This is a genomic window from Nocardia sp. NPDC050175, assembly GCF_044459885.1.
In the GTDB taxonomy this organism is placed as follows: Bacteria; Actinomycetota; Actinomycetes; order Mycobacteriales; family Mycobacteriaceae; genus Nocardia.
On record NZ_JBITJI010000010.1, the window covers coordinates 257,681 to 278,080 of the forward strand.

The window sequence follows — 20,400 nt, forward strand, 5'->3', positions numbered from 1 at the left end:
CTTCAATCGGATGCGGGCCGCAGGTTGGTCATGAGCAGGCCGAGGGTGAATTCGAAGCGGTCGTGTCCGGTGCCGGAGATCAGGTCGGCGGCATGGCGTCGAGTCAGCGGGAATTTCTCGGCAGGCAGGGCGGTGAAGCGGTCCAACAGTTCCTGGTGGCTGAGCACCCATTCCTGATCCTGGTGTCGGCGTCGTTGCTGCACGAGTGACTGCTCCAGTGCATAAGCGCTGACGTAGAGCGAGAGCGCGTCGCGGGCCCATCCGGCCGTCTTCGGTTCGATGCCACCCGCGAGCAGGATCGCCAGGATTCCTTCGCCGACCCGCAGTGTCTCTAGATTGGTGGGCACCATGGCCAGCGCGGCACGGGAGACGCCTGGGTATTTCAGATACTGGTCGCGGATCTGCGTGTACACGTCGAGCAGTTGCTCTTGCCAGGCAGCCGGGTCCGGTTCGGGAAGGACAACTTCTACGTAGAGCCTGCCGATCAGCAGATCGTCGATGTCGTCCTTGTTGACGATGTGCGCGTACAGCGACGAGGGACCGGTGCCGAGCACCGCGGCGACTCGGCGGACGGTCAGGGCGTCATACCCCTCGGTGGCGACGACTTCCAGAGCGGCGTCGGTGATCCGTTCGACGGTGATCGGCTTCTTGCGTGGTGCCGCCGCGGCCTCCGCCGTGGGTTGGGCGTGGCGAGCTGCGCGGCGTTGGCGGGGATCGGCGGGCATGCTGGAACTCTACCTTGACACGATCTAAGTTCGTTAGATAGAACTTAGATCGTAATAACGAACTTAGTTCGTTCTGATGTTCATGGAGGTGTGTGATGCGAGTTTCCGTTGTCGGAGCCGGTCTGGGAGGTCTGGCCCTCGCGCAGGGTCTGCGTGGGGCCGGGATCGAGGCAGCTGTGTTCGAGCGCGACCCGGGGATCGTCGCGCGATTCCAGGGTTACCGCCTCGTACTGAACCCGATCGGTTTCCAGGCGGTGCGCGACTGCCTGCCGGAACGCTGGCACCCACTGCTGGACCAGATCGTCATGGACGCCTCCGCCGAGCAGCTGATCCTGGACCCGCAGCTCAACGAGATCGGCAAGCTCGGCGCGGGCCGGACCGGCATCGTCGTCGACCGCCAAGTACTCCGACACCTGTTGCTGACCGGGCTCACCGTGCACACCGACGCCGCGCTCACCGGCTACGACGTGCTGACCGACGGCACCGTCCAAGCCCAATTCGCCCGCCGCGACCCGGCCACCGCCGACCTGCTCGTCGGCGCGGACGGCGTCACCTCCGCGGTCCGCGGGGTCCTCTCGCCGCAGACCACCCCGACCGACACCGGTGTCCGGTTCGTCATCGGCCGCACCCCACTGACCGAGCAGTTCGCCAGCCTGTCCAAGGCCTACGGCTCCAAGATCGCCGGCGACGGCGTCAGCCTGCTGCTCGGCGCGATGCTCTTCCCCACCCCGCCCAAGCAAGCCGCCGAACAACTAGCCCCCGAAGTCACGCTGCCCGACATCGGTGATTACGTGCGCTGGGCCATGATCCTGCCGCCGAACGGCTCGCTGGAGGGTCTGACCGCGCAGGACGCCGTGCTGTCCAGAATGCAAGGCTGGCACCCAGACCTGCGTGCACTGATCGAGCAGGCCGACCCCGACAACAGCACCCTGCTGTCCATCCGGGTGGTCAAACCCGGAAAGCGTTGGACCCCAGGCCCGGTCACACTCCTCGGCGACGCCATCCACGCCACCTCCCCCACCGGCGGCAACGGCGCCAACACCGCACTACGCGACGCCGACCTGCTGCGCCGCAGCCTGATCGAAGCCGACCAAGGCCGCCAAGACCTGCTCAGCACGATCGACGACTACGAACGCCAAATGTTCGAGTACGGCACCGAAGCCGTGCAAAGCAGCCTCGAAAAACTACCCGCCTTCGCCCCCGAAGCGAAACTGTCCTGAGGCCCGATCCACCTCGCGAAGGAACGATGGCTAGTAGTGATAGGTGAAATAGCCCGAGGTCCAGCAGTCCTTGGCGAGTCCTCGCGACTCGCGTTGCGGACGGCTTCGAATACCGTAGTCACTTGGCCGGATTCGGGGTCGTCGACGGCGATCTCGACTCCGGCGAGGTTGAAGTGAGCCGCGGTTGTATCGACTGCACCACGACGATCTATGCCTGGTCGGCCCGCGGTTTGCGGGATAGTCCTTCGAGGATCAGGATCAGGTTCAGGCCGAATTCGAACTGGGCGGAACCGTCGATGGTCAGGGCTAGTTCGGGGCCAGCGCGGTCAGGGTGGGATAGCGGGATGAGGGCAGGGTGTCGGGTCGGTTGCGCCGGTCGGGGTCCCGGTACACGGCGGTCATCTGGATTTCCCAACTGGTAGCTCCGAGAACGTGATTGAGCAGCGTGATGTAGGCCCGGGCGGCGGTTTCCCGGTCGAATCCGGCATCCGAGAGTGCCCGCAAAATGACCTCGGCCGAATCGGCGGTTTCGCGTCCCGTCAGCGGGCGGGTCAGTAACAGCGTGATCAGGCGTCTTAGCTCGGCGAGACGCTCTCACCCTTCCACCGCTTGGGGGCCGGGCCACCTAATCCGTTCGATGCGAGCAGGGGGCTCTGAAACGCGATGGAACGCACTCCGTTTGGGGACACACCAGAATCCCGATGCCTCCATTACCGACTGGTGTGCGGGCTGCCCGCCAACATCGACCCGCCCGGTTGTGGGCGTCTCACGTTCCCTGCCGGAAGTATCGCCGCTCTCACGATGCCTGCGCCGTTGGGAAGCGTCGTGCGGACCTATATGCAACAACACCTCATAGCGCTCGGCCCGATCGTGGCACACGTCGGGTCGAACCGGTGGACCTTTCTGACACGGCCTGATGTGCCCGATGACGACACACGACAGTTCATCGACATGTCTGCAACGGCCCGTAGGAGTGGACGGCGCGGCGCACGTCTTCGTTGACCAGGTCGATGTTCATCATCGCCCCCGTCAGCCCGCCCTGCGCGGCCGCGTCGATCACCTGTGCGCGGTGGCCTCGCACGTTCCCTGCCGCCCACACTCCAGCAACGGCGGTCGCGCCCACCTGGGGGTCGGCGTTCAAGGTCGCACCGATGACCTGGCCGTCCATCTCCTTCTCCTCGGCCCGAAGTCCCAGCTCGGCGAGCAGATCGTCCACCTTCGCCACGGACACCGGAAAGACCACCGCAGCCTGGACGGCGGTGACCCTGTCACCGACCCGGATGCCGCTGAGCTCATCATTGGTGACCTCGATGCCGGTGACGTGACCGGGCACCACGGTGATCTGGCGCGCCGCGAGTTCGGCCCGCTGGAGCGCGGTCAGCTCCACGGCCTCGTTGGTGAACAAGATGATTTTGTCGCTCCACTGGCGCCACAACTGCGCCTGGTGGAGTGAGGCGGCGCCGCCGGCGATGAGGCCGATGGTCTTATCCCGCACCTCCCATCCGTGGCAATACGCGCAGTGCAGAACGTCCCGGCCCCAGCGGTCGGTCAAGTGCGGGATGTCGGGCAGTTCGTCGACGACGCCGGTGGCGACGAGTACTCTCCTGGCGTCGAGGGCCGTGTCGTCCGCAAGGGTGACTCGCAGGGTGAATTCACTGACCCGTTCCACACCCACTGCGGTTCCGCTGGCGACGATGCCGCCGTACTGCTCGACCTCCGAACGTCCAATGGCCAGCAGTTCGCGTGGGTCGACACCCTCACGCCCGAGGTAGCTGTGAACCTGTCCGGCAGCCGCGTTACGGGGCGAGCCCGCGTCGACGACCAGCACCTTCCGCCGGGCACGGCCCAGCGTCACGGCTGCCGCCAGTCCCGCAGCACCCCCACCGATAACGACAACGTCGAATGCATTCATGCCGCGAGACTGCCCACCCTCCGGCACGCCCGGCAAGATAACTTGCCAGCACGGCAAATACTTGAAGGGCAGCCAGAACGTTCAGAACCAAGCCTTCCTGACACGCGCCATCAGGGCTGACCTGTCCGATCAACTGCGGATCTTCGTGACGGCTGTTGGCCCGCCAAATTCCTACATCCGATAATGCCGCCGTGCGGGCGTTCTGCGCGGCGAGATCGACTGCGGTGCAGAACGTCCGCTCTTGCCGCTTAGGAGGCTGTTCCGATTGGTCAGGCTGGGTCTTTCAACCGGTGCAGGACGACCTGGCCCTACCATTCGAGTCGGCCAGCTCTCGATTGAGGTCTGTCACGCAGTCCAGGAACCATCCGGATTCTGGACCAACTCGCGGTCGCCGGAACGGGAGACCAGTGGGCCTATCAGCTGGTTCAGTTCATCATCGGTCATCGCGCCGCCATGCCCGAGACCGACCCAGTCATGCGCATCTTTTAGCGCCTTCAGGGAGATCTCGAAGGCGTGAAACATATAGCCGACGAGCTGCATCTCCTGGACGGCCCCAAGCTCTCGCACCAACCAGGTGCCCACTTCAGCGGGCGTTTCTCCCCGCTGAGCCCGCGCACGCAGCTCACCCACGATGCGCTCCCTGTCGCGCACTACGATCATCCTCTCGGGATGCACTGGCGGTTCCCGCGCAATCGTCAGCCAGCCTATCGCGATCCTTGATCCGTCACCCATCCGGTAATGCCGCTGGGCGCGCGTTGGTCGGCCGTCCAAATCGATTGGCTGACAGCGCTTCCCAACGCCCGCACATGCCGATTACAGGAAGCTCGAAGCGATTCATTCCTCGATGCGGAACACCGCGATACGGTCAGCGGAGTCTGCGACCGTTTGCGGACTCGGATCATCGACCAGTGTTCTGCGGAATTCAAGCCCGCGCCCTCAGCCGGGCCCGCGCCGCCTGTCACTGGCTCCGACGACACAAACTTACGCCCGCCAACTCGGCTCCCAGCGAAAAAGACTCCAGCACAATGGAATACAACTGCGGTGTCAGATGTATCCGGCCAGACCCTCACGTGCCGAGCTGGTGGCCATCGGCTTGCTGCCGGCCGGAGTGCGCACTGCGGGCGTCCAGCAGGAATTCGGTCAGTGGAGTGGCGTCGGCCGAGCCCGGGTCTGCCGTGAACACCACGGCCCTCAGGTCGCCGTCGGGAATGTGGACGGTGTCGCAGTCCAGTGCGATCTGCCCCAGATCCTCATGCTGCAGCAGCATCCGGCTGTCGTACTGCCCGGTGGTGGGCGTGCTGGCCAAGAGTTCGGCGAACACGGCGCTGGCGCGCTGGAGGTCGGCGGTCAAAGACGCCAGGTCTTCGTCCGCGGGGTATCGGGTCGAGGCCGCATGCAACTCGGCCACCAGCAGGCGCTGGAAGCGCGCGTCGTCATGCGGCGACCGCGTCACCCGGCCGCCCTGGCCAACGAACACCCGCCAGGGGATGTTGCCCTCGCGCGGGTGGAGTGAGGGCACCCCGCAGGCCAGCGTTTCCCACGCCCGGTTCCAGCCGACGACCGTCCACGTGGCGTCGAGCACGCACACCGGCGTGCTCTCTATCCGGTCCACGAGTCGGCGCGCGCCATCACTGAGCCGCCGTGGCACCCGCCCGTCCACCGGCGCGTAACCGGCCAGCGCGCACAGGTGCTCGTACTCCGACCTGCTCACCCGGAGTGCCCGAGCCAAGGCGTTCAACACGCCAGGCGAAGGATGTCGGCGCCCCTGCTCCATCCGTTTCAGGTGCTCCGTCGAAACGCCGGCCAATTCGGCAAGCTCTTCCCGGCGCAGGCCGCCCGTGCGCCTGCGGCCATAACTGGCGACGCCCACCTGTTCGGGTCGGGTGCGTTCACGTCGCTCCCGCAACACCGTTCCCAAAGTGTTCGCGTCCGACATGGCCGAAGAATATCAGCGGCATCGCCGCCAGAAGGGGACAAACTGGCCCCCGCTACGGCGGCCGAAACCCGGAAGGGTGACCACCATGATTGATGTCAACCAACTCGCCGACCGGGTCGCTGTCACCGAGACCGTGGCTCGTTTCGCTTGGTCACAGGATCTCGAGGACTGGGACGGTCTGCGTGCGATCGTGGCCGACACCGTCACGATGGACGTTTCCGAGCACTTGGGCGTGCCGTCGCAAGAATTGAGTGCCGATGATTTCGTGGCCGCATGCCGGGCGGTACTGGAAGGGTTTCAGAGTACTCACCATTCGACCTCCAACGTCATCGTCGAGCTCGAGGGCGACCACGCTACCTACCGGAGTTTCGTGGTGGCCTACCACCATGTTCCCGCCGACGAGGTCGACTGGCTCGTGATGCGTGCTTTCTGGCACGTCGACCTGCAGCGGGTCGACAATGAATGGCGAATCAGGCGCATCCGCGTCGTGCGGAAAGCCCCTTTCGCAGGCAATCCCGAGCTTTACGCGATCGCCGCGGGGTCTGCAGACAAGGCGGGCGTGAAGTGAGTGCATCGACCGACGACGTGCGCGCCGTTCCGTTTCGCATGGCCGCCGCGATGTCCGATCGTGACGTCGAAAAGCTGGTGGCCAACTACACCGACGACTTCGAATGTGTGGTGCCGGTGCACCCTGATCGCTCCTTCCGCGGTGCCGACCAGGTTCGCGCGAACTACACGATGATCTTCGCCCGGTATTCGAATGGCCTGGACGCCCGGGTCATCGACTCCGTGGTGGACGGTGACCGGGTGTGGACGGAGTGGGAGATGATCGGCACGCGGGCCGAGGGGGTCGTCGAGACCATCCGCGGCACAGTCATCATCCAGGTCGAGGACGGCCGCGCCGCAGCGGTCCGCTTCTATCTCGATCCGGTCGATGCCCCGGATACATCGGCGCAGCTGAACATCCTCGACTGAATTCCGGCTCGGTAGACGAACCGAACATCCTTCGCATTGACCCCAAGGAGTCGATTTTCATGCAGCTCACCGTTCTGGCCGCGTCCGGCCCGACCGGACTCTCCCTCACCCGGCAGGCACTCGAACGTGGCCATATCGTCAGGGCCGTCGCCCGCAATCCGGACCGGATCACCGTTCCGGACGCCCCGGGGCTGACCAAGATCGTCGCGGACGTGTTCCACACTGACGAGATCGCCTCGGCGCTCGAAGGCAGTGAACTGGTGCTGTCCGGACTGGGTGTGCCCAAGGGGACGAAGCCGGGGGTGCTGACCGCGGGCGCCCGGTCGGCGGTGGCGTCGGGCGCCCGCGTCATTTGGCTGGGCGCTTACGGCACGGGCCCCTCGGCCTCGGTGGCAAGCGCGCTCAACCGGCTGGTCCTCAAGGGACTCGGTGCGGAGGTCGCCGACAAGGTCGAGTCGGACGCCGTGGTCACCGAAGCCGGCGGGACGGTTTTCCACGCCGGACCCCTGTCGAACAAACCGATCAGCCCGGACCGGCGCACCGTCGGGCTCGATGCCTCCCCCAGGAGCATCTTCCGAATCATGGTGAGCCGGGACACCGTTGCCGCCGCGATGCTCGACGAAGCGGAGAACCCGCGGTTCCCCGGCCGGATCGCTGTTCCACTCACGCGCTGCCCCCGAAGGCCCATGGGCGGCTCGCCTGCAGGTCGCTGACGCCGCGCGCGGGATTCGAAGACCCCTCGGTCCGTGTCACAGTCAGGGGGTGGCAAGCCCCGGTCGATGCACCACGAAAGTAAAGGCGCAGGGACATTTCGATGATCTCCGGACCGGATGTACCGCCGGCAGCGGATTGTTCCGGGACGGGCACCAAGAACTCATCAGAGCACGAACTCGAGAACCCGGGTTTTCCACAGGTTGGGCTTACCGTCCGAGTTCGTCCGCTCATGCCGCTTACGGGTCGCTTACGACCACGCCGGGCCGGACGTCCTTGCATCCCGGCGAACATCACACTTGCGGCCGGCCAACTCGGCGCGACCGACGTCGCGATCCGCATCGCTGGGGTGTACGCCATGGCCGGGCGTCGTCTCGCGTGGCGCCGCAATAATCGAGCGACCGAGCCGAGTCGAGTCGAGCACATGGGCCTACTTGCGTCGCTGTCGCGGCCTACCGGATCCCGGGGCCTGGTAGGCGGCGAGGAAGACCTCGACCCCGGTGTCGGCGTAATGGTCGAGTTCAGTGGCGCTGAACTCGGTGTCGTCACCGCAGAACATGACCTTGTTGACCGGGATCGAAACGACGAGCCAGGTGAAGTGGTTGGCAGCCAGTTCCGGCTCGTCGACCTGTAGCAGGCCGCGTTCGGTGAGCTGTGCGAAACACGAGGCGAGCATGGCGTGGACGCGTTCGGGCCCGGCCTCGAAATAGGCGCGTCCCAGCTGCGGGAAACGCCCGGCCTCGGCGATGACCAGTCGCCGGACACGCAGTTGAGCGGTCCTGGTGAGCAGGTGGACGAACCGGTGGGCGACCGCACGCAGCGTGGTCTGCACCTCGTCGGTGGTAGCGAGTTCACCGATGGCGTCGCGAAAGATCTTGTCGATGCCCTCGAGACGATCGAGGACGATGTGTTCGAACAGTCTGTCCTTGCTGCCGAACCGTTTATAGATCGTCTGTTTCGAGGATCCGGCGACCGCGGCGATCTCGTCGGTCTTGGCGCCGATATAGCCGTCACGCAGGAACACCTCCAGCGCGGCCTCCATGATCCGCTGACGCGCCTGCTCGGCGGCACTGCCTTCGACCCGGTCGGGTTCGGTCTCCGGCTGTGACACAAGGCCTCCTGGCTGTCGAGTTCGGGGATCTGTTGACACCCCCGAGAGTGTACCGTACTGTTCAGTTCACCCAGTACTGTACAGTACGGTACACCCACTCGATCGCTTCGAACTGCCCGTGATCACACAGTCATCGCACTGAAACCAGCCCTGCCCGACAACATTCCGCACCACCCGGCTCGCGCCGGGAACACTCTGATGGAGAACCCGATGCGCAAGATCATTTCCAGCCTGTTCGTTTCCGCCGACGGCGTCGCCGAAGCACCCCAAACCTGGCACTCCCCCTACTTCAACGACGAAATGGGCGCCGCGATCGGAACGGCGATGGCCACCTCCGACGCCATGCTGCTCGGTCGCGTGCAGTACGAGGAGTTCGCCGCGCATTGGCCGACCAGTGATGACGAGTTCGCCGAGTTCATGAACAACCAGAAAAAATACGTCGTCACCAACACCCTGACGCAAGCCGACTGGAACAACACCGAGATCATCACCGGCGACGTGCAGGCTGGACTCGAAACGCTCAAAGCCTCCGAGGGCGGCGACCTCGCCATCACCGGCAGCCTCACCCTCGTGCAGTCACTGCTGCGCACCGGCCTGCTCGACCAGCTGCAATTGTTCGTCCACCCCGTCATCGTCGGCAAAGGCGCACGCTGGTTCGACAACCTCGACGACAGCATCGAGGTGAAGCTGGCCTCGCTCGAAACGTTCAGCACCGGCGTGATCAACCAGATCTACACCCCCGCCAAATAACAACCAGCACAACCAGCCCCGGACCTTCGGTCCGGGGCTGGCAATGGGGGTCAGTGCGGACCGGTTCCGGAACTACGAATCAGCGTCGATGGGGGTGCCCGTCAGGCTTTCCGCGCTGTAGGGCAACCCCTGACCGAGTGCCCAACTTTCCACAATCCAGCCGTTGTCGATGCGGAAGATCTCGATCATCATCGGTTGCGGGCCGTCGGCCGAAACCGGGATTCCTTCGACAGACGAGCGCACAGCTACCTTGTCGCGGTCGACCAGAACGTCTTCTGCGACGACGGCAATATCGGGAAACGTGGCCACGAGGCTGCGCCACGCACACTTGCCTGCCTCGAATCCGGTGACACCAAGGACATGGCTGACAAAGTCCGGAGTGTGCAGTTCGTCGGCCTGGTCGAATTGCCGGGTATTGAAGCATTCCTGCATCCGCCGCACCACCCATCAGGGGAAAAGACGGAAGGCGGGTTCTGGGTCGAGCTGAAGACGATCAAGCAACCCACCTCGACGGAAAGGATTTCCTTGACGGCAATCGCGGCCGGCAACACAGGCCAGATTGTCGCTCCGGGCCTGATACTCGCGGATAAAAGCCAGGGCCGCACCGCAACAACAGTGTCCGGAGTACGGGTGACGGGTCAGTGATTCCGCAATAGGGTGAGCCGTTCCGGTCGGACGCTTCAGCCGGAACGAGTGAGCGACAAGTAGCCGCGGAGCGCGCGTTGGCCGGCTGTCCGAACTGGTTGGCTGACAGCGCTTCTCAACGCGCATGAGTAGCCGAATACCGCAGCTCCAGGCTCGGGCAGAAGGCGCCTGCCCGAGCCTGGAGTTACGTCTGTCGTCTAGGCGACGTGTTCGTCCGGGTGCGGCGTGACATGACGCGACACGAGCTACTGAATGGTCACACCCTTGGACCTCTTGCGCACGACGATCTTGTGCTTCGCATTGCGCATCAAGACAAACGCGTCGACTTTGGTTCCCGCGGAACGACTCATCTCGACCGGAATCGCAGCGTGCTCACTCGATCCATTACAAATCGTTTCGACCTCCCCGACTTCACCGCCCTGGATGCCTGGATCGGACACTTGGACAGCAATCGTCTTTACCTCTGAGGAGGCATCGCAGTTGTAGGTGATATCCACGACGAGGTTCCCATCTTTTTCGGTTACCTTGTCGATGCTGGTCACCGAGGCCGTCTGGGCGGCAGAGGCGGGAGTGGCTGTCATAAACATTGCCGCAACTGTTACCACCAGGGTCGTTCCAGTGCAGGCAATGCGTCCGAGAGTTCGGTTGGTCATCATGACTATTCGTTTCGCCGACAGGGCTTGGATGGGTCACCGGGTCGCTCGGACCTGCGAAGTCCCTGGCGCAGGTGTGACGACATCCGCAAATGCCGCTGGGCGCGCTCGCCCTTCTCAACGCACAGTCATGGCTTCCCATTAGGCACTGACCGACTCACGGTGACCTGGCACACGGGCGGATTTCAGGGTGTTTCAGCGACGATGTTCGTCCGGAACCGTTGCCGGGAGCGGAGGATTGCTGCTCGATCCGGATAAAGCGAGTGCTTGAAGTCTCCTACTGTTCCTGCGAAATCGGTTGTGCAGGAGGCGAATATGGACAGTCATGGCGGTTCGCGGTCGGTGGTGATCGTGGGTGCGGGTGTTGCCGGTCTGACGGCGGCCACCGCGTTGACACGCTCGGGTTGGCGGGTGGAGGTCGTCGAGGCCGATCCGGAACGGTCGACCGCGGGATGGGGCTTGTGTCTGACCGGTCCGTCGCTGCGCGCACTCGAGGAACTGGGCGTGGTCGAGGCGTGTCTGTCCGAAGGCTATGGGATGAACGCGATTACCCATGTCGACGTCGAGGGCATGCCTGCCGACCGGGTGGAGCTGCCGCGGCTGATCGGCGGGCAGCGACCGGCGATGGTCGGGAACGCCCGTGCTGAACTGCACCGCATTCTGTATGCGGAGGCCGAACGGTGCGGGGCGGTGATACATCACGGCATGACCGTGACGGCGGTGGAGCAGGCGGCTGACCGGCCTACCGGTGGGGTGTCGCTCATCTCGGCCGATTCGCCGCCGACTACCGTGACCGCTTCGGCGAACTGCCCTCCGATGCCGCGGCCCGTCGGTAAGCAATCCGGCTATGCCTCAGTGAGATCGCGCTCGGCAACCCGTGCCGGCAAACGGGTGTCACCGCGCCCAGGGGGCGGTGACCGGCGGCTGACCGGGGATCAGTCCCTGCCCGCCGACGGGCAGCACCACGATCGCCTCGAACGGTTCGGCGTTCGGGTTGGCCATGGCGAACTGCTGGTACGCGGGCACGATGAGGGCGTCTCCCGCTGCGACGGTGAGGGTTTCGTCGCCCATGGTGACGATCATCGATCCCGAGAGCGCGATGAAGATCTCCTCGCGGTCCAGGGCGTGTGGCGGGGCGTCGACGCCGGGTTTGATGCTGAGCCGCCAGGCACAGTTCTCGGTGGAACCGCGGCTGGGGGCGGCCAGGCCGACGAAGTCTGCGTGGTCGTTCTCGAATCGCGGGGCCTGGTCGGCGGTGATGAGCGGCATGGGTCTCTCCGGTGCGGTGTGAATGAGGTTGTGTATGTGGACTACTGAGCCCAGGGCGGGCTGACGCGATCGCCGCCGGGGGCCTGGGCGTACGCGCCGACCGGCAGCACCGCCACCGCCTCGAACGGCTCGTCGCCCGGGACGCTCAGGTGAAAGACGGTGTGCGCGGGGATGATCAGGGCGTCCCCGGCGCACAGCTCGCCGGTCTCGCCGTCGATGATCACCTGCGCCCGCCCGGAAAGCGCGATGAAGATCTCCTCACGCGACACCGCGTGTGCGTGACCGGGATTACCCGCTTCGAGGGTGAATCGCCACACGCTGTTCTCGCTGGAACCCCGGCTGGGCGCGGCCAATCCGACGGCGGTCATGAAGGGGGCCTGGAAGGTGGGTGCGTCGGCGGATTTGATGAGTGGCATGCTCTGCTCCTGATATTCAACCAAAGTGTTCAACTATGGTGTACAACTTGAGTTGAACATATTGGAGTGAAGGGAGTCAAGCATGGATTTCGGCGTACTGCTCGGGCAGGCCTACCAGGGGTTCGTGCAGGAGTTGCACGCACACCTGGCCGGGCACGGACATCAGATGCTGGGCGCGTCGTACGGGTACGTGCTGCGCACACTCGCGGACAACGCGCTCACCGCGAGCCAATTGGGTGAGCGCCTGGGGATTACCGCGCAGGGTGCGGCCAAGGTGGTGGATGAGATGGTCCGGCAGGGTTATCTCGAGCGCCGCGCCGACCCGAATGACAAGCGTGCCAAACTGCTGCATCTGTCCGAGCGCGGGCGCGACATGCTCGACACCGTCCGGACCTTCCACGCGGACTACGAGCGGAGATTGACCGCACGGGTGGGCGCGGATCAGATCGTCGCCGTGCGGGCGGTGCTCGGCGAGATCATCGCCGCCGCAACCGATTCCACTACCGCACGCGCCTTCCGGCCGCTGTGAGCCGAGCTATCGCATTCACACCCGTGTGGGCGATCGGCTCGCGCTGGGCGGTTGGCGGAGACGACTGCTCACGCATGGTGGGGCGCGAGGGCTTGGGGCGGCTGAAGTGTGGGGCGATTCAGGCGTCTGATGGTTGCGGATGAGGGAGGATGCTGATGTCGCGGGCGTCTCGGGTCGGGCGTGTGACACGGCCATCGGCAGAGCGCGTTGCGAGGGATGAGGGTCGGATTGGTTGCCAGGGTCGATGGGTTTCAGCAGCGGCACCGTGGAGTGGGGTTTCCGCTGGCGGTGATTTATAAGTTCGTCGACGATCAGGGTGGATACCTTGCGGCCTTGATCACCTATTACGCGTTTGTGTCGTTGTTTCCGCTGCTGCTGATTCTGACGACCGTGCTCAGCGTGATTCTCAAGGCCGATCCACATCTTCAGCAGCGCATCCTCGACTCCGCCGTGAGCCAGTTTCCGGTGATCGGGGACCAACTCAGCCGTCCGGAGCGGCTCAGCGGTGGCACCGTCGGGCTGATCGTCGGGATCGGTATTGCGGCGTTCGGTGGTCTCGGTGTGTCGGTGGCGGTGCAGAACGCGATGAACGTCGCCTGGGCGGTGCCCGTCAATCAGCGGCCTAACCCCTTCACCGTCCGGGTGCGGGGACTGATAGGACTGCTCATCCTGGGTCCGCTGATCCTCGCATTGACGGTGTTATCGCGGATCGGTGCCGCGTGGCATATCGGATTCGGGTTCGCGTGGCTGCTTACCGCAGCATCAGTCGTGTGCAACGCAGGGTTGTTCGCGATCGCGTTCAAATGGGCCCCGGCCAGACCTCTGAGCTGGCGGCAGGTCGCGCCAGGTGCGGTCGCCGCCGCCGTCGCGTGGCAGCTGCTGCAGCGGTTCGGTTCGCTCTATGTCGGTCGGGTGGTGAATCATTCGTCGGACACCAACGGCGTGTTCGCCGTGGTTCTCGGGCTGCTCGGCTTCCTCTACCTGGCCTCGTTCTCGGTCGTGCTGTGCGCGGAGATCAACGTCGTGTGGATCGAGAAGCTCTATCCCCGTGCCCTATTGGCGCCGTTCACCGAGAACGTCAGCCTCACCACCGGAGACCGGCGCACGTACACCGATCAGGCACAAGCCCAGCGCAACAAGGACTTCGAAGACATCACGGTCACCTTCGACCAGCCGCCCGAGAAGTGAACTCGCCGTCGAACCAGGTCGGGCTGATCACCGCGCCGGGTGATAGGTGACGGCAGTGACCGAATACGGTGCCAGTTCACGCACAGTGGTGGCTTCGGATTTTTCGGTTCGTAGGTCGTTGTCCTTGTCGCCGAACGACGTGACAGTGATATCGCCATCCAGTCGGCTGCCGGGAAGCTGGACCTGGACCCGATGTGCTGCAGCGGGATCGGTATTGATGAGCACGACGGTGATGGTGCCGTCGGGCTGGGACAGCGCGTGGGTGATCACCGACGGATTGTCCGATTGAGCCTCGAGCAGGCGGGTTCCAGGCTGCATGAGATGGCTGACGAGTTCGAGGGTGTAGTAAGGGGCGAAGGGTGTGTTGCGGGCCGGCTCGCAAATGTGTCGCTGACTTCGGGTGTCGACACAGCCACCGGTCGACAGTAGGCCGATGGTGCCGAAATTCGCATCGCCGTGCAGTTGGGGATGGTCCTCGTCCGCAGCCATGGCGATCTGCCACGCGTACCAGTCGACGCCGAGTGCTCCCTGCTCCAGCCAGGTCAGCATGTCGTCGACGAGAAACAGGGCGTTGACGATACCGACGGCTTGCTTGCCGAAGCTGACCGCGCTCGAATTCGTCTCGCCGACAAGGATGTCCGCGTGGCTACCAGACGCCACGAGCTGTTGACGCAGCGCCTGACTCAGTGCGCCGATCGCGCGGGGCGCGGCCAGCAGCGCCGCATCGTCTGTCTCTTCGCGCTGGGGATACCAGTGGAGGTCGACGAAATCGATCAGCGGACCCAGGACCGCCAGCACCTGGTTGTTCCAATCGGTGGCGAACGCATTCCACATTTCCGCGTGTCCGCCCGCGGTCGCCGGGAACAGCGGGGCCACCGGGATGCCGATGCGAATGGCCGGGTCCGCCTGCCGCATCGCGGTAACGAACTGTGCGGCGTTGTGCGCCCACGAGGTAGGTCCTTCGGGTGTGCCGTCCGGATTCTTGTGCGCGTCCGGCCAGGCCCACGCGGGACCGGAACCGTTGAGATAGCTTTCCTCGCCGATCTCCCAATTCCGGATGCCGTAGTTGTTCGTGCGGTTCGCGTAGCGCACCCACGCCGCCGCTTCGTCGGGCGTGCCGGTCCCGTAATCGACATGCACCAACGCGCTGCTTCGTGCGTCGCGGGCAAAGGACGCGAACTTGTCGAAACTAGCGGGCGGGGGTGGGTAGATCCAGCTCAAGCCGTCGCGGTCCTTGTCGGGGTCCACCCGCAGTGTGCCGGTCCGGAAATCGAAGAGGTCGGGGGCAGAGCCGGAGAGGTAACCCATCGCCCGAATACCCGAATCGCGTACTCGGGCAACGGCTCCGACGTCGTCGAACAACGTCGGAGAGTAGGGATCGGCGACCCCGATCACGTCCTCGGCCGGTGCGGCGAGGATCCGTCCGCTATCGGTCGTGACATGTGTGTCCGCTGTCGGCGGCGGATGGTTTTCCGCGCATCCAGACGTCGTCACCAACATCGCAGCACCTACCACCGCGACACAGCGTGTTCTCGACAAGGCCCTCATAGCCGATGCTCCCCTCTCATCGAACACGGCAGACCGACCGCACAAGTAGCTTAGATACTAACTATCTTAGTGTCAAAGATAATTGACGCGCGCAGCGCGCTACACGGTACGTTCTGGTGGTGTCGAGGGTCAGGATTCTGTTGTGGCTGGGGCACGTCTCGTTGCCGGCGTTCGGGTTGTGGTTGCTGGTTTCCCGGCCTGCGCTCGACCATGACTACGAGCACCAAGGGGGGCATTTCTGGCTGGTGCTCGCTACTGCTGTCATCGCGATGGCGTTGGGCGTCATGCTGTTTCGGGCCGCTCGGATGCGTGCTGACGCGCGGCTGATTCTGGTGTCGCTGATGTTCCAGTTCAGCGCGGGCTTCCTCGCGTTGCACGCCTTGGCGACGCCGGGTGTCATTCTGCTGACGCCAAACGCCGGTTTCGTCTATGCGGTCCCGGTCGGGCTGGGGCTCGGTGGTCTTGCCGCGCTGGCGTCGTCGGTGGAATTCGGTCCGGCCGCGGCCGCCCGATTGCAGCGGTTCGCGTGGTTGTTGTCCGCGCTGCCGACGCTGCTGCTCGGGGTGTGGGCAGTGGTTTCGATGGCACAGCTGCCACCGTTGGATCACGCGCCCGATCCGGCCGAGGCTCGGGGGCCGTTGATCGGCGTGGCCTTTCTTGGGTCGGTGTGCTATTTCGTTGCGGCGCTTCGGTATGCCCGGCAGTATCTGCGTCGGCGCGGTGTGATGCTGCTCAGCGTGCTCACCGCCTTTGTGCTGCTGGCCGAGGCGCTGTTCGCGGTGGGATTCGGGCGCAGCTGGCACACCTCGTGGTGGGAATGGCATGTGCTGATGCTGGCCGCGTTTGTGCTCATCTCCGCCAGCGCGCACCTGCAATTCCGCAGGGAGGGTTCGACTCTCGGGCTGTTCGACAGTGTCACGCTGCGCCAGACCGTGGCCGGGCTGGAGCGCGACTACGCGCACGCGCTGAACGAGATGGTCGACGCGTTGCGTGAGCGCGCCGAGGGCGGCGTGGTCTCGACCGAGCCGCTCGGCGCGGTCGGGGTCCGGCTGTCCAAGCGATTCGGGCTGACCGAGCGCCAGCTCGCGGTGCTGCAGCAGGGCGCCCACGCATTGGGCAGCGAGCGAGAGCAGGTCCGCAGGCTCGGCGTGCTGGCGGCAATCGGCGAGCGCTCCAACGTGATTCGGCGCGAAGAGGACCTGCTCGACGAGGTGCTGCAGCTGGTGTCGGCGGCCTTCGACCGGGATCGGTTCCGGCTGGGCCTGATTCGAGGCGGCGAATTGAGCTTTCCTGACGGCGGCGCCGCCGATCCAGGAGCGGTGGCCTTGCCACTGGTCGTCAAGGGCAGCCAGGCCGGAGTCCTCGAAGTGCGCCGTGCGGACGGGTATTTCGGCGACGCCGAGTTGGCGATGCTGCGCTCGTTCGCCGACCGGACCTCGGTCATGCTGGAGAACGCTCGCCTCTATCAGCAGATCGACGGGCTGTTCCGGTCCTACATGTCGCCTGCGGTGGCGACCGCGCTGATCGCGGACCCGTCCAGGGCCGGACTGGGTGGCCGGCGCGCCGAGGTCAGCGTGCTCATGGCCGACCTGTCCGGGTTCACGCCCTTCGCCGAGTCCTCGACTCCGGAAGCTGTTGTGCACATGCTCAATACGTTCTACGGCGCGATCGTGCCGGTCATCCTGGACCAGGGCGGCACGGTGGTGCAGTTTGTCGGTGACGCGGTGATGGCCCTGTTCAACGCGCCTACCCACCAGCCGGATCACGCGCTGCGGGCGGCGCGGGCCGGGCTCGAGCTACAGCGGGTGGTCGCCGAAACCGTGCGGGAACATCCCGGCTGGCCGCGCTTCCGGGTCGGCGTCAATACCGGTCCGGCGCTGGTCGGTAACGTCGGCGCGCAGCAGATGCGCAACTACACCGCGATCGGTGACACCACGAATCTTGCTGCGCGACTGGAGAGTTTGGCCGAACCCGGCACCGTGGTCATCGGCTCGCTGACCTATGCGCAGCTCGGCCCGCGCGCGCAGGTGCGCGGCCGTGGCACGTTGACTGTCAAAGGCCGGAGTGAACCGGTGACCTGCTATGTGTTGGATGGACTACGGTGACCACCGATTTCGAGATACTGCGTGGATTGACCGATCAGGAGCGACGCGAAATCCTTGCCTCGTGCACGCCACGCCGGTTCAAACGCCGGGAAATCCTCTGCCACGAAGGCGATCCCGGCGACTGCCTGCATCTGATCAAATCCGGCCGGCTCATCGTTCGCGTCGCCACTCCGTTCGGGAACACCGCCACCCTGACCATGCTCGGTCCGGGCTACTCATTCGGCGAATTGGCGGTGGCGGACAGCAACTCTCGCCGCACCGCGACCGTCGAAGCGGTGGAAAATGTCGAGACATTGACGTTGAGCCGAGCGCAGCTGACCACGCTGCGGCAGACCTACCCGGAGATCGACCAGGTCATCATCGCTACGTTGGCCGCTCAGGTGCGCAGACTGTCCGCGCAGGTGCTCGAGGCGTTGTATCTACCGGTGGAAACCCGGGTGGTGCGACGGCTCGTCGACCTTGCCCGCATCTATGGCGGCGCGCATCCCATTGCCGAGATCCGGCTCAACCAAGACGATTTGGCGTCCATGGCGGGCACCACGAGGGCCACGACGAACAAGGTGCTGCGCGAACTGCAACAGCGCGAGATCCTCGCGCTGACCCGTGGCCGCATCACCGTGGTCGACCGGGCGGCGCTGGTGCGCGCCGCCGCAGGCTGAACGGCTACTTGGCCAGCGCCTTGCCACCGGTGGGTGCGACCGCGAACCAGGTGCCACCAACGCCCTGACCGAGCAGATCTCCCGGCTTCTGATCCTTCGAGAAGTAGTAGACCGGCCACCCGCCGACGGTGATCTGGCACGAGCCGTCCGCGCGCTCGACAAATCCGGTCAGCGCAGGGTCGATGCCGTCGACGTACAGTGCTTGGCCCCGGCTGACCAGCAGCGGCGGCCAGGTGACGGCGCAGTCGCCGTTGCAATTCGACTTCGACGGGTTGGCGGTGTCCTTGTCGAATCGGTAGAGCGAGCGACCGTCACGGTCGGTCACCCGCGGGCCGACAGTGGGATCGTTGGTCACCTTGAGCTGCACCGCATTGGTGCCCTGCGGTGCCTGGCCGCTGTAGATGTTCAGCCAGCCCTGCGTTTTCGCGAGTACGGGCGCCGATGCCGATGGGGCGGGTGCCGGCGGTTGCGCCATAGCGGCCGGGGCCCCGGACAGGCCGAGCACCGCGGCGGCGGCGATCGCGATGGCGGCGGTATTGATCATCTTGGCGAGTTTCGACATGTGGTTTTCCTCCGAAGTGGCTTCCGTGGTGTGTCGCCAATTCTTCGGTTCCGGGCTCGAATAATCTGTTCGCTCACCGACGTCCACTGTGTGTCCGCGCTGACACAACGCAAGGTCCGGTCTTGATCACGATCGGTTGTGCCGCCGCGTTGCCCGGGGCCGGGATCGTCATGGTGCTCACCTACCGAGGTGGGCCAGCAGCCGGGACATCGGGCCGCGGCGTGCGCCGGGCAGCCATTCCGCAATGGCGGCAATCACTTCCGGATCGACGTGCTGCGGCAGTTGATAGTCCGCGGGGACGGAGGGGCCGCTGCCAGGGAAGAACATGTGGTCGTCGGCCGCGAACACCTTGATGGTCACGCCCGGTTTTCCGGCCAGGCCGGCCCGCCACCCGGCTAGGTCGTCGACCTCGGTGACCTGGTAGTCACGACCGCCTTGCAGCACCAGGATCGGCCGGTCGAGGGACGCGGCGGTGGCGACCTGGTCGAACTCACGCAGGTCCAGCCAGTAGGAGGCGGGCCAGCCGAACAGCAGCTCCGCTCCGGGGGTTTCGAGGGTCAGCGCCGGATCTTCGGTCCGGGCGATCGTTTCGGTGCTGTGCGCGAGGGCCGTTGCCGGGTCAATGTCTGCGATGTAGCTGAATATGCGCGCCGCGGCGCGTGGCAGCGGGATCGTGTCCGCGGCCAGCATCACCACACCCGCGATCGAGGGTTCCGCTGCGGCGACGCGGACCGCGGCCTTGCCGCCGCCGCTGTGGCCCGCCACGAAGACCCGGGCGGGGTCGACTCCGGGCTGCTGCTGCAACAACCGCACTGCGGCAAGCACATTCGGCAGATACTCCTCGACCATGGTGCAGCCGGGTTCGTGCTCCATGCTGGTGTGCACATGGGTCACCTTGTCGAACCGCACCACCGCGACACCGCGACTGGCCAGACCCCACGCGAGGTCCTTGAACGGCTTGTTCGGCCCCACCGTCACGTCTCGGTCGCTGGGGCCGGAGGCGATCAGCACGACCCCGGGCCGGTCGCGGCCGCCCCGGGGCATGGTCAGCGTGCCTGGGACGGTGAGCGGTCCGCATTCCAGGGTGATGTCCTGTTCGGTGAAACGGCGTGGCGTGGCGTAACGCGGTGGGGTCCAGGCAGATTCAGCAGGCGGCGCGAGCCGCAGGCCGTGCAGCCGACCGCCCGCGTCGACCGCGAGACGTAGCTCGAGCTCACCGTTCTCGCAGTGCAGCGGCACCACCGCTCGGGTGAGCTGGTCATCGACCGGGGTGATGACCACCTCGCCGAGGGCACGTACCTGGCCCGTTTTCGCGATCTCCCCGACCCACCCGGTCCGGACGGTGTCCGCCGACACCGCCGCCGCCAGCACGGGCGCGAACAGCTCCTCGAGATCGTCGAAGCGCCCCTCGCGCAGCATCGCCAGCACGGTCTTCGCCACGGTTTCCGGGTCGGTGTGTCTCGTCATCGCTCAACCTTTCTCGTTT

General features: G+C 65.3%; 23 protein-coding genes and 1 pseudogene. 11 read left to right on the top strand and 13 right to left on the bottom strand.

The features are described from left to right. Nucleotides 1-2 precede the first annotated feature (2 nt). Nucleotides 3-725, bottom strand: coding sequence for a TetR/AcrR family transcriptional regulator (locus ACIBK2_RS31365; RefSeq protein ID WP_396972387.1), 723 nt, complete (start codon nucleotides 723-725; stop codon nucleotides 3-5). Between the two features lie 95 nt (nucleotides 726-820). Here ACIBK2_RS31365 and ACIBK2_RS31370 point away from each other — a divergent pair, with 95 nt between their 5' ends. Further along, entirely contained in the window at nucleotides 821-1,945 is a 1,125-nt protein-coding gene (locus tag ACIBK2_RS31370) for an FAD-dependent oxidoreductase (protein ID WP_396972389.1), read from the top strand. A 306-nt stretch (nucleotides 1,946-2,251) separates the two neighbouring features. On the opposite strand, the gene ACIBK2_RS31375 is transcribed toward ACIBK2_RS31370, so the two are convergent. The 4 genes from ACIBK2_RS31375 to ACIBK2_RS31390 form a co-directional block, all read right to left on the bottom strand. Next, complete coding sequence (locus ACIBK2_RS31375; protein WP_396972516.1) at nucleotides 2,252-2,515, bottom strand: TetR/AcrR family transcriptional regulator C-terminal domain-containing protein; 264 nt, start codon at nucleotides 2,513-2,515, stop codon at nucleotides 2,252-2,254. Between the two features lie 373 nt (nucleotides 2,516-2,888). After that, complete coding sequence (locus ACIBK2_RS31380) at nucleotides 2,889-3,857, bottom strand: NAD(P)/FAD-dependent oxidoreductase (RefSeq protein WP_396972391.1); 969 nt, start codon at nucleotides 3,855-3,857, stop codon at nucleotides 2,889-2,891. Between the two features lie 345 nt (nucleotides 3,858-4,202). Further along, nucleotides 4,203-4,487 carry a hypothetical protein gene (locus ACIBK2_RS31385; RefSeq protein WP_396972393.1) on the bottom strand — a complete coding sequence of 95 codons (285 nt, stop codon included), beginning with the start codon at nucleotides 4,485-4,487 and terminating at the stop codon, nucleotides 4,203-4,205. A 436-nt stretch (nucleotides 4,488-4,923) separates the two neighbouring features. After that, nucleotides 4,924-5,793: a helix-turn-helix domain-containing protein gene (locus tag ACIBK2_RS31390; RefSeq protein WP_396972395.1), complete on the bottom strand. Its 870-nt coding sequence runs from the start codon at nucleotides 5,791-5,793 to the stop codon at nucleotides 4,924-4,926. An 85-nt stretch (nucleotides 5,794-5,878) separates the two neighbouring features. Between ACIBK2_RS31390 and ACIBK2_RS31395 the strand changes: the two genes are divergently transcribed. The 3 genes from ACIBK2_RS31395 to ACIBK2_RS31405 are packed head-to-tail and all read left to right on the top strand — an operon-like array spanning nucleotide 5,879 to nucleotide 7,481. Then, complete coding sequence (locus ACIBK2_RS31395; protein ID WP_396972397.1) at nucleotides 5,879-6,361, top strand: nuclear transport factor 2 family protein; 483 nt, start codon at nucleotides 5,879-5,881, stop codon at nucleotides 6,359-6,361. Beyond that, complete coding sequence (locus ACIBK2_RS31400) at nucleotides 6,358-6,768, top strand: nuclear transport factor 2 family protein (RefSeq protein WP_396972399.1); 411 nt, start codon at nucleotides 6,358-6,360, stop codon at nucleotides 6,766-6,768. Before ACIBK2_RS31395 ends, ACIBK2_RS31400 begins: the two co-directional genes overlap by 4 nt. Nucleotides 6,769-6,827: 59 nt before the next feature. After that, nucleotides 6,828-7,481, top strand: coding sequence for an NAD(P)-dependent oxidoreductase (locus tag ACIBK2_RS31405; protein ID WP_396972401.1), 654 nt, complete (start codon nucleotides 6,828-6,830; stop codon nucleotides 7,479-7,481). 428 nt (nucleotides 7,482-7,909) lie between these two features. On the opposite strand, the gene ACIBK2_RS31410 is transcribed toward ACIBK2_RS31405, so the two are convergent. After that, entirely contained in the window at nucleotides 7,910-8,590 is a 681-nt protein-coding gene (locus tag ACIBK2_RS31410) for a TetR/AcrR family transcriptional regulator (protein WP_396972404.1), read from the bottom strand. A gap of 210 nt (nucleotides 8,591-8,800) precedes the next feature. Between ACIBK2_RS31410 and ACIBK2_RS31415 the strand changes: the two genes are divergently transcribed. Beyond that, nucleotides 8,801-9,340, top strand: coding sequence for a dihydrofolate reductase family protein (locus ACIBK2_RS31415; RefSeq protein ID WP_396972406.1), 540 nt, complete (start codon nucleotides 8,801-8,803; stop codon nucleotides 9,338-9,340). A 72-nt stretch (nucleotides 9,341-9,412) separates the two neighbouring features. Here ACIBK2_RS31415 and ACIBK2_RS31420 read toward each other — a convergent pair whose 3' ends face one another. Next, nucleotides 9,413-9,772 carry an ester cyclase gene (locus ACIBK2_RS31420; RefSeq protein WP_396972518.1) on the bottom strand — a complete coding sequence of 120 codons (360 nt, stop codon included), beginning with the start codon at nucleotides 9,770-9,772 and terminating at the stop codon, nucleotides 9,413-9,415. On the opposite strand from ACIBK2_RS31420, the gene ACIBK2_RS31425 reads away from it, so the two are divergent. Next, nucleotides 9,701-9,985, top strand: a complete 285-nt coding sequence (locus ACIBK2_RS31425) for a hypothetical protein (RefSeq protein WP_396972522.1) — start codon at nucleotides 9,701-9,703, stop codon at nucleotides 9,983-9,985. The genes ACIBK2_RS31420 and ACIBK2_RS31425 overlap by 72 nt on opposite strands. 245 nt (nucleotides 9,986-10,230) lie before the next feature. Here the strand turns inward: ACIBK2_RS31425 and ACIBK2_RS31430 are convergent, their stop codons facing one another. Beyond that, nucleotides 10,231-10,641, bottom strand: a complete 411-nt coding sequence (locus ACIBK2_RS31430; protein ID WP_396972408.1) for a hypothetical protein — start codon at nucleotides 10,639-10,641, stop codon at nucleotides 10,231-10,233. 312 nt (nucleotides 10,642-10,953) lie between these two features. Between ACIBK2_RS31430 and ACIBK2_RS31435 the strand changes: the two are divergent. Continuing rightward, nucleotides 10,954-11,385 (top strand): annotated as a pseudogene (locus ACIBK2_RS31435) (FAD-dependent oxidoreductase); the annotation flags it as partial. Nucleotides 11,386-11,532: 147 nt separating this feature from the next. Here the strand turns inward: ACIBK2_RS31435 and ACIBK2_RS31440 are convergent. After that, complete coding sequence (locus tag ACIBK2_RS31440; RefSeq protein ID WP_396972410.1) at nucleotides 11,533-11,907, bottom strand: cupin domain-containing protein; 375 nt, start codon at nucleotides 11,905-11,907, stop codon at nucleotides 11,533-11,535. A 41-nt stretch (nucleotides 11,908-11,948) separates the two neighbouring features. Then, nucleotides 11,949-12,323, bottom strand: coding sequence for a cupin domain-containing protein (locus ACIBK2_RS31445; protein ID WP_396972411.1), 375 nt, complete (start codon nucleotides 12,321-12,323; stop codon nucleotides 11,949-11,951). An 82-nt stretch (nucleotides 12,324-12,405) separates the two neighbouring features. On the opposite strand from ACIBK2_RS31445, the gene ACIBK2_RS31450 reads away from it, so the two are divergent. Continuing rightward, nucleotides 12,406-12,852 (top strand): MarR family winged helix-turn-helix transcriptional regulator, encoded by a 447-nt coding sequence (locus tag ACIBK2_RS31450; protein WP_396972413.1) that lies wholly within the window; start codon nucleotides 12,406-12,408, stop codon nucleotides 12,850-12,852. A 288-nt stretch (nucleotides 12,853-13,140) separates the two neighbouring features. Next, nucleotides 13,141-14,040, top strand: coding sequence for a YihY/virulence factor BrkB family protein (locus ACIBK2_RS31455; protein WP_396972415.1), 900 nt, complete (start codon nucleotides 13,141-13,143; stop codon nucleotides 14,038-14,040). A 27-nt stretch (nucleotides 14,041-14,067) separates the two neighbouring features. On the opposite strand, the gene ACIBK2_RS31460 is transcribed toward ACIBK2_RS31455, so the two are convergent. Beyond that, a complete protein-coding gene (locus ACIBK2_RS31460) occupies nucleotides 14,068-15,534 on the bottom strand; it encodes a hypothetical protein (RefSeq protein WP_396972417.1) in 1,467 nt (488 codons plus the stop codon). A 173-nt stretch (nucleotides 15,535-15,707) separates the two neighbouring features. Here ACIBK2_RS31460 and ACIBK2_RS31465 point away from each other — a divergent pair, with 173 nt between their 5' ends. Both ACIBK2_RS31465 and ACIBK2_RS31470 read left to right on the top strand, forming a co-directional pair. Continuing rightward, nucleotides 15,708-17,693: an adenylate/guanylate cyclase domain-containing protein gene (locus ACIBK2_RS31465; RefSeq protein WP_396972419.1), complete on the top strand. Its 1,986-nt coding sequence runs from the start codon at nucleotides 15,708-15,710 to the stop codon at nucleotides 17,691-17,693. Then, nucleotides 17,690-18,352, top strand: a complete 663-nt coding sequence (locus tag ACIBK2_RS31470; RefSeq protein WP_396972421.1) for a Crp/Fnr family transcriptional regulator — start codon at nucleotides 17,690-17,692, stop codon at nucleotides 18,350-18,352. Before ACIBK2_RS31465 ends, ACIBK2_RS31470 begins: the two co-directional genes overlap by 4 nt. A gap of 4 nt (nucleotides 18,353-18,356) precedes the next feature. Here ACIBK2_RS31470 and ACIBK2_RS31475 read toward each other — a convergent pair whose 3' ends face one another. Both ACIBK2_RS31475 and ACIBK2_RS31480 read right to left on the bottom strand, forming a co-directional pair. Then, a complete protein-coding gene (locus ACIBK2_RS31475; protein ID WP_396972422.1) occupies nucleotides 18,357-18,914 on the bottom strand; it encodes a hypothetical protein in 558 nt (185 codons plus the stop codon). A 177-nt stretch (nucleotides 18,915-19,091) separates the two neighbouring features. Next, nucleotides 19,092-20,381, bottom strand: coding sequence for an alpha/beta hydrolase family protein (locus ACIBK2_RS31480; protein WP_396972424.1), 1,290 nt, complete (start codon nucleotides 20,379-20,381; stop codon nucleotides 19,092-19,094). Between the last annotated feature and the right edge of the window lie 19 nt (nucleotides 20,382-20,400).